This window comes from Erwinia pyri (assembly GCF_030758455.1).
In the GTDB taxonomy this organism is placed as follows: Bacteria; Pseudomonadota; Gammaproteobacteria; order Enterobacterales; family Enterobacteriaceae; genus Erwinia; species Erwinia pyri.
The window spans coordinates 1,905,336-1,918,636 of record NZ_CP132353.1 but is presented as its reverse complement, the minus strand read 5'-3'; the positions used below and the strand labels follow the sequence as shown (position 1 = coordinate 1,918,636).

Annotated in this window: 13 protein-coding genes; 9 read left to right on the top strand and 4 right to left on the bottom strand. The window is 56.1% G+C overall.

Going from position 1 to position 13,301, the window contains the following annotated elements:
* Window positions 1–166 precede the first annotated feature (166 nt).
* The 8 genes from Q3V30_RS08920 to Q3V30_RS08885 are packed head-to-tail and all read left to right on the top strand — an operon-like array spanning window position 167 to window position 9,153.
* Window positions 167–679: an SH3 domain-containing protein gene (locus Q3V30_RS08920; RefSeq protein WP_306212441.1), complete on the top strand. Its 513-nt coding sequence runs from the start codon at window positions 167–169 to the stop codon at window positions 677–679.
* Window positions 680–684: 5 nt separating this feature from the next.
* Entirely contained in the window at window positions 685–1,914 is a 1,230-nt protein-coding gene (gene icmH, locus Q3V30_RS08915; RefSeq protein ID WP_306212439.1) for a type IVB secretion system protein IcmH/DotU, read from the top strand.
* Entirely contained in the window at window positions 1,914–4,037 is a 2,124-nt protein-coding gene (tssM, locus tag Q3V30_RS08910) for a type VI secretion system membrane subunit TssM (protein WP_306212437.1), read from the top strand. Before icmH ends, tssM begins: the two co-directional genes overlap by 1 nt.
* A gap of 16 nt (window positions 4,038–4,053) precedes the next feature.
* A complete protein-coding gene (gene tagF, locus Q3V30_RS08905; RefSeq protein WP_306212435.1) occupies window positions 4,054–4,746 on the top strand; it encodes a type VI secretion system-associated protein TagF in 693 nt (230 codons plus the stop codon).
* 38 nt (window positions 4,747–4,784) lie between these two features.
* The gene (gene tagH / locus Q3V30_RS08900; protein WP_306212433.1) at window positions 4,785–5,954 is read left to right on the top strand and encodes a type VI secretion system-associated FHA domain protein TagH; all 1,170 of its coding nucleotides are present in this window, start codon (window positions 4,785–4,787) and stop codon (window positions 5,952–5,954) included.
* Complete coding sequence (locus tag Q3V30_RS08895; protein WP_306212432.1) at window positions 5,951–6,727, top strand: PP2C family protein-serine/threonine phosphatase; 777 nt, start codon at window positions 5,951–5,953, stop codon at window positions 6,725–6,727. The genes tagH and Q3V30_RS08895 overlap by 4 nt, the downstream gene beginning before the upstream one ends.
* A 14-nt stretch (window positions 6,728–6,741) precedes the next feature.
* On the top strand, window positions 6,742–7,692 hold the full coding sequence (locus Q3V30_RS08890) for a hypothetical protein (RefSeq protein ID WP_306212430.1): 951 nt from the start codon (window positions 6,742–6,744) through the stop codon (window positions 7,690–7,692).
* Between the two features lie 15 nt (window positions 7,693–7,707).
* Window positions 7,708–9,153, top strand: coding sequence for a serine/threonine protein kinase (locus Q3V30_RS08885; RefSeq protein ID WP_306212427.1), 1,446 nt, complete (start codon window positions 7,708–7,710; stop codon window positions 9,151–9,153).
* Window positions 9,154–9,160: 7 nt separating this feature from the next.
* On the opposite strand, the gene Q3V30_RS08880 is transcribed toward Q3V30_RS08885, so the two are convergent.
* On the bottom strand, window positions 9,161–9,838 hold the full coding sequence (locus Q3V30_RS08880; RefSeq protein ID WP_306212426.1) for a gamma-glutamylcyclotransferase: 678 nt from the start codon (window positions 9,836–9,838) through the stop codon (window positions 9,161–9,163).
* Window positions 9,839–10,182: 344 nt separating this feature from the next.
* A complete protein-coding gene (chaB, locus tag Q3V30_RS08875; protein WP_306212425.1) occupies window positions 10,183–10,413 on the bottom strand; it encodes a putative cation transport regulator ChaB in 231 nt (76 codons plus the stop codon).
* A 400-nt stretch (window positions 10,414–10,813) separates the two neighbouring features.
* On the opposite strand from chaB, the gene chaA reads away from it, so the two are divergent.
* Window positions 10,814–11,911: a sodium-potassium/proton antiporter ChaA gene (gene chaA / locus Q3V30_RS08870; RefSeq protein ID WP_306212422.1), complete on the top strand. Its 1,098-nt coding sequence runs from the start codon at window positions 10,814–10,816 to the stop codon at window positions 11,909–11,911.
* A 91-nt stretch (window positions 11,912–12,002) separates the two neighbouring features.
* On the opposite strand, the gene Q3V30_RS08865 is transcribed toward chaA, so the two are convergent.
* Both Q3V30_RS08865 and kdsA read right to left on the bottom strand, forming a co-directional pair.
* A complete protein-coding gene (locus Q3V30_RS08865; RefSeq protein WP_306212420.1) occupies window positions 12,003–12,404 on the bottom strand; it encodes an META domain-containing protein in 402 nt (133 codons plus the stop codon).
* A 37-nt stretch (window positions 12,405–12,441) separates the two neighbouring features.
* A complete protein-coding gene (kdsA, locus tag Q3V30_RS08860; protein ID WP_306212419.1) occupies window positions 12,442–13,296 on the bottom strand; it encodes a 3-deoxy-8-phosphooctulonate synthase in 855 nt (284 codons plus the stop codon).
* Between the last annotated feature and the right edge of the window lie 5 nt (window positions 13,297–13,301).

Sequence of the window (13,301 nt, the reverse complement as noted above, 5' to 3'; positions counted from 1 at the left end):
AAAGTGACGCGCTGCAATGGTTCCCATTCTCAAAAGCCTAATGTAAACTGTTGCCGTAGATATCTTTCTGTAAACCTGAATAATTTTTCATGCTCTCTGCGGCCTGATAGTGCAGAAAGCGCACAAAAAATGTTGGGGTTTTGCCTGTGGACGATAAGTCTCACTGATGAAATTCATGAGGAACAATGTGAAAATAAGCATCGCGTTTACCCTGTTGGCAGTGCTCTCTCTGTCCGGATGCAAAGCTCCTCCTCCGCCGATGACGGACGACACGCTGGTGACCAGTGAAGTGGATGGCGTCAAATTTACCCACCGCCATGCGGTCCAGGCTCCTCAATCTTTCTCTCCGGTCAATGAAACCTACCGTGCGCTCTATAACGCCTCGGTCATGACCAGCCCCGACTTTAGCGGCAAAATTGTTCGCTACCTGGAAAACGGCAAGCCCTTCACCGTACTGGGTGAAGTGGAGAACCACTGGCTGGCGATAGCTGACCCGGATCAGGATCAGCTAATCGGCTATGTCCCCTTCAAAGCTGGCGTGAAAACCGATCTTTATGATGCCACGCTGAAAAGCGATCGTCCCCGCCCGCGCAAAAATGCCAAAAAGGTGTGCGTTGACGTTGGCGGCAAGAGCAAAGCCTGCCGCAACAACGACACGGCTACCTGGATTTTAGAGTAAGCCTGATGACCCCGGAGAGTGCTGCTGACGCTTCTTATCCCGTCAGCCAGGAAAACCCGTTACTGGCCGCAGCGGCGCCTTTGCTGAACGCCATTGTGCAGATCCGTCTGGCAGCGACCCATGACGATCCGGCCGGGTTGCGCCAGCAGCTGGTGGATGAGATCCGCCTTTTTGAGACACGCTGCAAGCAGGCGGGTTTACCGTTCGATATGATTATCGGTACCCGTTACTGCCTGTGCAGCGTGCTGGATGAGGCCGCCGCCCAAACGCCGTGGGGAACCCGGGGCGTCTGGTCGGGCAACGGTCTGCTGGTTACCTTTCATAATGAAAGCTGGGGCGGCGAAAAAGTGTTCCAGCTGCTTTCACGCGTGTCGCAAAACCCCGTTCAGCATCTGCCGCTGCTTGAGGTGATTCATTATTGCCTGCTGCTCGGTTATGAAGGCCGCTATCGCGGCATTGAGCAGGGCCGGATCCAGCGTGATGCCCTGCGCAGCCGTCTGGCTCAGCTGATCCAGGATACCCGTGGACAGCAACCGGCCAGAGCTGAACCTGCGCCCGTCGTTGCCGCCAGCCAGAATGCGTTCTGGCGCCCGCCGGTCCCGCTCTGGGTCTGCATCACCCTTACCGCGTTTATTGCCTCCCTGATCTGGTCCGGTCTTAACTGGCGGTTAGGCAACGCGGCGGAGCCGGTGCTGCGGTCAATCTGGCAAATGCCGCTCCCCAAAACGGAACCGGTCAGGCGCACCACCGCCACCCAGGCGATGCTGGATCTGCATCAGCGCCTGGACGATTTGATCGCGGCGAGAACGCTTGATGTGGCAGACGGCACTAACGGCAGCAAAATTATTATTGCCTCTGACAAGCTCTTCAACCCTGCCGGAACCGATCTCTCGCCCGCGGGGCGGGCGATCATGACGCGGGTTGCCGCCGCAATGGATACCATTAAAGGCACCATTCAGGTCAGTGCCTATACCGATAACCAGCCGGTGCATTCCGGCCGTTTCTCCTCTAATTATGAATATTCGCTGGCGCAGGCGCACACGCTGATGCGGATCCTGCAGCAGTTAATGATCCAGCCAGGACATACGATCCGCGGTGAAGGCCGCGGCGACAGCAATGCGCTGCTGCCAAACGACAGCGAGGAAAACCGGGCGCAGAATCGCCGGGTAGAGATCCTGCTGTTCCCTTCGCCTGCCATCCGGGCTGGCAGTACATCTCCAGCGGGGACTCCCTGATGCCATCACGCCTGTTCTCCGTTATTTCCAGCCGCCTGTTGTGGGGCTTTTTGGGTATTACCGCGCTTTCCGCGCTGATCTGGATTGTGGGACCACAGCTGGTCCTGAAGGGAAACCACTGGCTTGAACCCGCCATTAATCGTCAGGTAGCGATCGGCTTCTGCTTTTTTCTGTGGATCATTTTCCAGCTGATCCCGCAGCTTTATCGCGCCTGGTTCAATAATAAACTGCTGACTAATCTGCAAACCGCTAACCTCGACGCGGCCGATCAGGCGATGACGGAAGAGCTGCTGAACACCCGTTTCAGCGAGGCGGCCCTGATGCTGAAGAAGACGCAGTTTACCAAACGTTCGCAGCATAAAAGGCAGAAGCAGGGGTGGTTCCAGCGCTTCAACGCCCAGTATCTCTACCAGCTACCGTGGTACATGATTGTGGGCGCGCCGGGCGCGGGCAAGACCACGGCGCTGGTGAATTCAGGGCTTGAATTCCCTCTCAGCGACACGCATGGCAAAACGGCCCTGCGCGGCGTGGGCGGCACCCGGCATTGCGACTGGTGGTTTACCAATGAAGCGGTGCTGCTGGATACCGCGGGGCGTTATACATTGCAGGAAAGCCAGCGCGCGCGCGATGCCAGCGAGTGGCAAACCTTTATCACTCTGCTCAAACGTTACCGCACCCGTCAGCCCGTCAACGGCGTTATTATGACCGTCAGCGTGGCCGATCTGCTGAGCGACTCTGCTGAGGCCCGTTTTAATCAGGCCACTTCTTTGCGCCAGCGCATGTCTGAGCTGCATCAGCAAACCGGGATCCATTTCCCGGTCTATGTCATGGTGACGAAAACAGACCTGCTGAAAGGCTTTATGAGTTACTTCGGTTCGCTGGATAAAGCGCAGCGCGATCGAATCTGGGGGTTCAGCTTCCCCTGGGAGAGTAACCGGCAGAGCGAATCGGCGATTAACGCGCTTTTTGACAGCCAGTTTCGCGAGCTGACGCTCAGGTTGCAGCAAGACCTGGCCAGCAATATGGCTAAAGAGAGCGATCTGACGCGGCGGGCCGACTGTTTCCTCTTCCCGCAGGAGTTTGCTTCTCTGCGTCCCTTACTGGCGGAATATCTGGATATTGTCTTCACGCCTGAAGGGGGCGAAATGCCCTGGACGGTACGCGGCGTCTTCTTTACCAGCGGCACGCAGGAAGGCCTGCCGTTTGACCGTATCATGGGCGAACTGACGCGCAAACTGCAGCTGCCGCTGGCTTCAGGCCCCTCAATCGCCAGCTGGGACTCGGTTAATCGCCACGCGCCGATCCCGGCTAACAAGGGGCAGAGCTATTTTATCCGCTCGCTGATGAGCGAGATGATATTTGCGGAAAGCGGCCTTGCCGGCAGTGACCGCTCCTGGGAGCACCGGAACCGGCTGCTTCACTGGGCGGGCTACGCCTCGCTGGGGCTGGCTCTGGTGATCGCCACCCTTCTCTGGTCCACCAGCTATTATAAAAACCAGCAGTATCTGCATCAGGTAGAGAGCCGGGTAGCCGCCGTTAACCAGCAGGCAAAACTGCTGACGGGCAATAACACCGGGGATATCCTGGATCTGCTACCCTTCTTAAACAGCCTGGTGGCGCTGCCGCAGAGCAGCCAGTTCTCTCTGGAAGCGCCACCGCTGAGTATGCGGGGCGGGCTTTATCGCGGCGATCAGATCAGCGATGCCGCCTGGGGATTCTATCAGAACGCACTAAAATCACTGTTACTGCCGCGCGTTGCGCAAAATATCACGCTGACTTTGAGAAATGACAAAGGGGAAGATAGCGAGTTCAGCCGCAACGCGTTACGCGCTTACCAGATGCTCTATCAGCCACGCAGCTATGACGGTGAGTTTTTGCGCGGCTGGGTGATGCAAAATCTGCAGCGCACGCTGCCAGCAAATGTGACTACCCGTCAGCTGCAGCAGCTGGACTGGCATCTGAGCCAGCTGCTGGACCGACAAATTCAGAGCTCTCCCTTTGTGCGGGACAATGTTCTGATGATGAGAAAATTAGCGGTTAATCTGGAAAATGCCGGGCGGCAGCCTGATAACACCCCGGCAATCATTGCTGCGCCGGTGCGGTTTGCATCAAACGTTCACTGAGCAAAAGGTCATTACAATGCCACAAAAAACAGTGCTCGGATGGTATGGAAAGCTGCCCGGTACCGGCGATTTTCTTCAGCGCCGCCTGCCGGAAAATATTGTGGCCAGCTGGTCAAACTGGTTTCAACTGGGGCTGACCCACTGGCATCACCAGCGAGACGGTGCGCTGTTCAGCCGGGCGCCCGTCTGGAATTTTGTTCTGCCCGCCACGCTGGGCGTGCAGCGGGTGCAGATTGGCTGCCTGCTTCCTTCGCGTGACAGGGTCGGCCGCGCCTGGCCACTGCTGGCGCTGCACAGCGTTGCCGTCCGCCAGTGGCATCCGGCACAGCTGGCGGTCTCGGGAGAGTGGTTTCAGCAATTAGGTGAGACGCTTCATCAGGCTGTCAGCCGCATCTTTACCCCGGAACAGCTCGCCGCCTCGCTGCTTGCGTTACCACCGCTCTCGGTTCCGGATACTGGCCGCTCGGACATTATGGATGTTATCGGTTATCAGGATCTGCCCTGCACGCTCGCCTGGCATGAGGTGGCGACGCGGTTCAATCCCAGCCAGTACACCAGCTACTGGTGGACAAATCAGAGTGATGGCTACCCTCTGGCCAGTCACAAACACAGCGGCAACCTCACCGCTCAGCTATTTTCACAATTATTCGATCCGGCTGCCGTCGCGCAACCGGGTCGACATGGACTCTATCCACCCATGTTTGAATAGAGTTATTTGGCCTCTGGCCCTGGCTTCAGGAAAAGCGCATGCGATTTACCATTGTTGAGAGCAGAACCGAGGCACCCGTCACCGCCTGTGACTTTGTGGCGCCTGGCGGCACCATTGGCCGCAGCGTGGATAACGATCTGATCCTGCCTGATGAAGAGCGGGCGATTTCCCGGTTACAGGCAGTGGTCCATGTGGCCAGCGGCGGAGAGTGCCGGCTCACCAGTCACGGTAGCGTGATTGCGGTAGTGCATAATCAGATGCCGTTGCCGCGTGGCAGCCAGATCGTGTTGCAGCATGGCGATCTGATCGGCATTGGCGACTACAAAATTCAGGTCAGCGATCCCACCCGCGTAAACGACCCGACGTTCAGCGATGTCGATCCGCTGGCTCTCTTCAGTGAGGATGCCTCGCTCTCTGCCGATCCGCTGGGAATGGAGCATGAAAATGCCACTCTGCATTTTCACCCGGCAGCAGAGATACAGACCCCTGAACAGTTAGCAGCCCGTACGGCACGGCAGAACGATGCCCGCCTGGGGATTGAGCCGCTGAGTCACGATACGCCCTATCCGGAAAGAGCGGACACAGAGTGTAATTCAGACCGTTTACTGGCAGCGCTGATGGAAGGGATGGGGCTTGAACAGGGTCCGGGAAAACCGCCGTTAACGGAAGATCAGCTTCGGGTCACCGGCAGAATGCTCAGCCTCTTTTCTCAGGGAACCGTTGCACTGCTCTCCTCCCGCTCGATTCTGAAGCGAGGTGTAAAGGCAGAGATGACGATGATTCTGAACGAAGCGAACAACCCGTTCAAGATCCTGCCCTCGGGAAAAACAGTATTGATGCAGATCTACCAGAGCCAGATGCCTGGTTTTATGCCGCCAGAGCAGGCGGTGCGCGACGCGCTGGTTGATCTGCAGGCGCATCAGCTGGGGATGATTGCCGGCATCCGGGCGATTATCGCCGCCATGCTGCAGTCGTTTAACCCGCAACGCCTGGAGGATAACGCCCGACGCGATGGCGTGGTGCCCAAATTTGGCCTGCCCGGCAGCAAAAAAGCGGCGATGTGGGACGCATTTTTACGGCATTATCAGAATACCTCGGGCGAAATAGAAGACGATTTCCATACCCTGTTTGGCGATGCCTTCCTGCAGGCCTATGACATGGAAGTTAACCAATACAAAGATTCACAAAACCGACCGGACGATGAATGAATATTAACTTCGCTTCAACGTCAGAAATTGGCGCAAGAGAGAGCAATCAGGATGAAACGGGGGCGCTGGCTGGCGCACACTCCGCCTGCTTTTTGGTCTGTGATGGGGTTGCCGGAACGCCCGGCGGCGAAACGGCGGCAAAGCTGGCCAGAGACGCATTGCTGGCTGAGCTGCAGGAAGATCGGGTCATTAATCCCGATGAGACCCGGGAATGGGTGATGAATGCGGACCAGGCGATCCGTAAGGCGCAGAGGAATAATCTGAATTTTCAACGGATGAGCACCACGTTGGCGGCGCTGTTTATTGACCGCGTTGAACAGCGCTCATGGTGGGCCCACGCTGGCGACAGCCGCGTTTATCACTTCCGCAGAGGGTTCATTCATGCAGTGACCCGGGATCACAGTCTCGCTCAGCAGATGAAGGAAGCGGGTGTTGATAATTCCGGTATTAACAGTAATTTACTCTATAATGCGCTCGGCGCGGATGGCGCACTGCCGGTCAGCTACAGTGAGGTGCTGCCGCTTGAAGATGGCGACGCTTTTTTGGTCTGCACGGATGGCTTCTGGTGCAGCCTGACGCCGCAGGAGATGGAGCAGGCTTTGCGCATGGTCAACTCCCCGGAAGAGTGGCTGGCGCTGATGCAAAAAGCGATTAATCGCAGTGAGAAAAAAGACAATCTGAGTGCTGTGGCGGTCTGGGTAGGCTCGCCACAGGAAACCACCCTTTTACAATCTATGGCGGATTCCGCTCGTTTTTTACCGCCGCGCGATTAACACCAAGGAACGCTATGAAATACTGGTTGCCAGTGACTGCCACTCTGTTGATAGCAACTGCCGTACAGGCTGAAGATTACCGTGTCGTTTACTCCCCCAGCCTGGCGCTGGAGGTGTTTATTGATAACGTTGAGAGCAATGCTCCGCAGGCCTGGTGCCAGGAAAATATTCATTTACGTATCGTCTCCGGAAAAACCAAAGAGTCCAGCATTCTGACCACCTTCCTGCCCCGCGTCGGCAACCTGTTGCAGAACCAGTGTGGCAAGCTGGTGGAGCTGCCCTGGCAGATGACTAACGACAGCGGCTCGGTGCTGGCTACCGGCACCGCGGCGAAAGAGCAAAGCTGGCGGCCGATTGTGATTGCGGATGCAACAGCCGCCGCCACCGCCAGCAACGCAGCTCCACTGGATCTTTCCCAGCCTGCTAACAGCGCTCCGCTGCAGCACTTTGACCTGCCTGCCGGTTGCCATTTCCGTACCTGGTGGGATGAGAACGGTCAGTCGCTGTTTATTCCTGATGGCAAGACGCTGCGCTGCTCCACGGAAGGCTGGCTGGAGGGCAGCAGTGAACTGACGCTCTCCAGCAACGGCAAATCCGTGCCGGTGCCGGTGCAGTTCTATGAAGGCTATCCGCTGAAAAATGTTCATCCTGCGGCGGGGGTGCTCGATATCGTCGCCGCCAATAACCAGCGACTGGTGGCGGCTAAAGAAGATGCGCCTGACAGCTGGCTGCTGCTGCCCTTTAATTCAACCCTGCACGTCTGGTCATTTGACGGCGTGCTGCTGGTGAAAATGGATAAAGCGCAGGCTGCCGACCCTGAAGCTCTGAAAACCCGGGTAGATGCCTTGCGCAAAGCCTGGGCTGCGGTAGTCAATCCGCAAACAAAAATTACCGTGCTGCTGGTGGATGACCTGCATGCCGATCTGGCCGATCCGGCTATTGGCGCCTGGCGCACCGTTAACTAACTGCGGATGGATACTATGTCGGCAAGCGATAATACGAAAAATGTGCCCAATGCCCTTCCGGCTGGACACCGTTTCAATGAGTTTGAGATCAAGGAAGTGATTGGCGGCGGCGGCTTCGGGATCGTATATCGGGCCTGGGATCATCTGCTTGAGCGTACTATTGCGATCAAAGAGTATCTTCCCATCTCTCTGGCTACCCGCGAGGATGATCTCACCATCGTGCTGCGTGGAGAGCGCTATCAGAAGCTGTTTAACGCCGGCCTGAACAGCTTTATTCAGGAAGCCCGTCTGCTGGCCCGCTTCAATCATCCCGGTTTGCTGCACGTGCTGCGCTTCTGGGAGGAGAACGGCACCGCCTATATGGGAACGCTTTACTACAGCGGCATGACGCTGAAAGAGTGGCAGCAGGGCAGCCCGGAGAGCATCACCGATGAGTGGATCCGTCAGCTGCTGCCGCCGCTGTTTGGTGCAATAGATACTATCCATCACGGCGGCTACCTGCATCGCGATATCTCGCTCGATAATATTCAGATTCAGGAGAGCCAGCTCCCTGTGCTGCTCGACTTTGGTTCAGCGCGAAAAGAGATTGGCAACCTCTCTGATGAAACGGAGATCATGCTCAAGCCCGGTTACGCCCCTATCGAGCAGTACAGCGAAGACAGCGATAACGAACAGGGCCCCTGGACCGATATCTATGCTCTTGGTGCCGTACTGCATACGCTGGTAACCGGCAATCCTCCGCCGGTCAGCGTGGTGCGTTGCATTGAGGATCGTTATCAGCCTCTTACTCAGCTACGGCCGGAAGGGTTTTCACTGCCGCTGCTGAATGCCATTGACCGCTCGCTGGCGATGAAGCCCCAGGATCGTCCGCAGTCCATTGACGAACTGGCTGCCCTGATTGAGCTGCCGGTGAGTACGGTAGAAGAGCTGGTGACCACCGTGACCCGTATCTCTGAACCTTCACCAGAGCCGGTAGCGGAAACAGAAGCGCCACAGGAGCAGCAGGTGGTCGTGGCAGTGAATCCCGCAGCGGGTGCGGCTGAGATGGTCAGCCCGCAGGTGGCGCGTAAACTGTCAAAACCGCTGATGTTATTAAGCGCGCTTGCCGTGATAGCGGTGGTGGCGCTGGTTATCGTGCTTAACCGCAGCGGTAAGAATGAAGTTGAACAACCTGCCGTAGCCGGCGGCGGAGAATCAGCGGCGCCCGTCGCCAGCACAGCGCCTGCCACGCCGCCTGCCAGTGCACCAATGATGGCCACGGTATACCTCAAGCTCACCGCTGGCGAAACCGTATTGCTGAACGGCACGCCGATGGAAGTCAAACCGAACAACAGCGGTTACGCCTCACTGAACCTGGCGGCAGGAAGCTATAAAATCGAAGTGCATTCAGGGACGGCTGTACACAGTCAGCAGTTAGAGATCAATAAGGGAGGCACCTGGCTTATCAATCCCGGATTATAGCGGTGGGTTACCCCACCAGATGATTATGACACTGCTGAAGGTCGCGAACGCGCTGCACCAGGTCGGTAAGGCAATCATCATATAACCCCCGCTTCTTCAGCTCCTGTTCAAGCGAGAAGAGATACTGTGCGTTGGTTCCCAGCGGCCCACTCGCCTGGGCGATTAAAGGCGCAATCGTTTTTGGACAGGAGTCAGATTCGTAGAGCGGATGGCGGGGATCCATAACGAACGCCATCGCCGTCACTCTGCGACCATCTGCCAGCTTCAGCTCGCACCAGGTAGGCAGGTAGCAGCCGGTCACCATCTCCCGCTTCCAGAGCAGCTCCAGCTCCTCGTGCAGCTTCTCTTCCGGCAGCCTGAAGGCAAGCCCGGTGGTCTCTCCGCCCTCTTTCAGAGCCAGCATTCGCCCCGGCTGATTCGCTGTTCCCCGTCCGGCAGTCAGCCGCAGGCAAAATGCCCGATGCCAGCCTGCCAGCGTACCTTCCGCCACTTCGTCCGATTCAAAGATCGGGTTCCACATCAGCGATCCGTAGCCAAAAATCCACACCGGACTGTGATCGGGCCGACAGGCCAGCGTCGCCGCCAGGGAAGCGGCCCGTTGCTCACAGGTCCATAACAACGAGTCCTCAATAGCACCAAAAGCCGTCTTGCAATCCGCTTTTAATAAGAATTCTCTCGTTAACACAGACCCTCCTCCTGCCACTGCTTACTCCCTGCCCACGGTCACTTTACGTCCCTGAAATGGAATAATTAAAAAACTCATTGTTTCAATGCTAACAATGACCCTATGCCATTCGTCCCGCGCAATCAAGTTTGATACGCGTCACAAAAGAAAAAATTTCACTTAATTCATCATCGGCATATTAGGGGAAAACTTCAGGTACTGAAGCCAGAATTAGCCAATAAAAACCACCCTCTTTCCTGGGACAGAAGCGAAACGGCGTACAATGCGAGGGGAGTTAATTCACCGGCAGAGGAAGAGCGGAGCGGGAACCTCAGTTTACGGGCGGCCGCAGCCGCCCTTCTGGCCTAATGCTTTTTATGCCATTTGTCATCATCGCCTTTCTCGTAGCTATGCTTCACCGCAGCCCAGGCCACTTTATGGGCAACCTCCTCGCGGGAGTCGTCGCCCTGGCGATCTTTTTTCTCTTTATACTCATCCCAGGCGCTGTTAAACGCCTCTTTATAGATATCCTGCGCGTGGGCTGGCAGCACATTTTTTACGCTGTCTGGCAGCTCGGTACGGGATTGATAAGGCATCTGCTTTCTCCTTTCTGAAGACACCCTGTAAGCCTGGCCTGGAACCACAATTTTTTCCAACTGGCGGTTTAGTAAGCCTCATTATAAAAAAGTCTGTTACTTATTTTTTCCCTACACAAAAACAGCATTTAATCCACGTAAACAGCATATTATATTGAGGTTATTTTATTTTATTTACTTATAAAACATAAAGATAGAAATGATAATATTCACTTATATCAATCTGAAATAGTTAACATGCCCAACCTGTAAATTTACGTAAATATTACAGGCATAAAGGCGCTATGCCGTTACACTCTTCACTGTTTGTAATATAACCACTTAGGTTCACTGCTACTCTTTATGCCTGCAGGCATCACCTGATTTCAGGCAGACGACAGATAAAAAGGAAATTCGGCCTATGAGTGCACATGAAGGCGTGAAGACGCGCCACAAAGAAACCTCTCTTCTCCTTCCCCTCATCGCGCTGGTTATTTTGTGGTTCTGGGGCACCGCAGGCACCCTCTCTGTTGTTATAGCTATCAACCTGCTGGCGCTGATTGCCATACTCAGCAGCGCATTCAGCGTGGTGCGCCATGCCGATGTGCTTGCTCATCGTCTGGGTGAACCCTATGGCTCGCTGATCCTCAGCCTGTCGGTGGTTATCCTTGAGGTCAGCCTGATCTCTGCCTTAATGGCAACGGGCGACGCGGCCCCCGCGCTGATGCGCGATACGCTCTATTCAATCATTATGATTGTCACCTGTGGGCTGGTAGGCGCTGCGCTGCTGCTGGGCGGACGCAAATTTGCCACCCAGTATGTCAATCTGGGGGGCCTTAAACAGTATCTGATCGCCATTTTCCCGCTGGGGATCCTGGTGCTGGTGTTCCCCAATGCCCTGCCCGGCGGCAATTTCTCCGTGGGCCAGGCCCTGCTGATCTCCGCTATTTCAGCCGCCATGTATGGCGTTTTCCTGCTGATCCAGACCAAAACGCACCAGAGCCTGTTTGTCTATGAGCATGAAGATGAGGGGGATGATGACGATCCGCATCACGGCAAGCCCTCTGCCCACTCCAACGTCTGGCACTCACTCTGGCTGATTGTTCATCTTGTTGCGGTAATTGCCGTGACCAAAATGAACGCCACGCCGCTGGAGTCGCTGCTTACCGAGCTTAACGCGCCGGAGCAGTTCACCGGTTTCCTGGTGGCGCTGCTGATCCTTTCACCTGAAGGACTAGGCGCAATCAAAGCGGTGCTGGCAAACCAGGTGCAGCGCGCCATGAATCTCTTCTTCGGCTCCGTGCTGGCGACCATTTCGCTTACCGTCCCGGCGGTGACCATCATTGCAACCCTGACCGGCCAGCAGCTGATATTTGGCCTGGAGCCGCCGCAGATGGTGATGATGATTGCTGCGCTGCTGCTTTGTCAGATCTCCTTCTCTACCGGCAGAACCAACGTGCTGAACGGGGCGGCGCATCTGGCGCTGTTTGTGGGCTATCTGATGACCATAATGCTGTAGCGTTCAGCGCCAGCATGGCCGCTGAACGTAAGGCATAAAAAAACGGGGCGAACAGTGTTCGCCCCGTTTTCACAGACAAAATGAAGAGAAATTATTCGGCGACGTAAACCAGCGTGTGGCCCGCCCCTTGCAGCGTCAGGGTATTCTGTTCAAGCTTCAGCTTTGCGCCCGCGTTCAGCATCTGGCTCAGGGTCATTTCCCACTGATTCAGTTTTTGGTCGCTGCACATCATACGCGTTGAAGCCATCTGCGGCACGCTGAGCACGCCTTTCTCCAGCGTCCCCTGACCAAAGAAACGGTTGCACATCACGCCAGTGACGTGCATCTCCTTGCTGAAATTGATGCCGGGCTTCATGCCCTGCGGCGCCGTGATGGCCTGGCCATCAACAGAACTGAGCTGGAAGCTGCGGGCAAGCTCCTTTTCATTCGGCTGAGATGTAGCACAGCCTGCCAGCAGCATCGCGCCCATCAGAATCAGGGTTCTGTTTTTCATCATCCACTCCATGTCGCAAAAATTCCCTGTAAGGATATCAGTTGCTGGTATCGAGTTCCGGGAAGTTCTTCACCAGATCGTCAATTGCTTTGATCTGTGCCAGGAACGGCTCGAGTTTGTCCAGCGGCAGCGCGGAAGGACCGTCGCATTTAGCATTTGCCGGGTCCGGATGCGCTTCGATAAACAGCCCCGCCAGACCCACAGCCATACCGGCGCGAGCCAGTTCGGTCACCTGACCACGGCGTCCGCTGGAGGCGGAGCCGAACGGGTCGCGGCACTGCAGCGCATGGGTAACGTCGAAAATTACCGGGCTGCCGTTGGAAACCTGCTTCATGACGTTAAAGCCCAGCATGTCGACCACCAGGTTGTCATAACCGAAGTTGGCGCCACGATCGCACAGGATCACTTTTTCGTTACCGCCTTCGGCAAATTTCTCAACGATGTTGCCCATCTGGCCCGGGCTGACGAACTGAGGCTTCTTGACGTTGATCACCGCACCGGTTTTCGCCATCGCTTCCACCAGGTCAGTCTGACGGGCAAGAAAGGCCGGGAGCTGGATCACATCAACCACGTCGGCCACGGTCTGCGCCTGGCTTGCTTCGTGCACGTCGGTGATGATTTTTACGCCGAACGCCGCTTTAATGTCCTGGAACATACGCATTCCCTCTTCCAGGCCCGGGCCACGGTAAGAGCGAATCGAGGAGCGGTTGGCTTTGTCAAAAGAGGCTTTAAAGACGTAAGGGATACCCAGCTTCTGCGTAACGGTAACGTAATGCTCACAGATGCGCATCGCCAGGTCGCGTGATTCCAGCACGTTCATGCCGCCAAACAGCACGAAGGGCAGATCGTTTGCGACGTTGATATCGCCAATGCTAACCACTTTTTGTTTCATCTTTT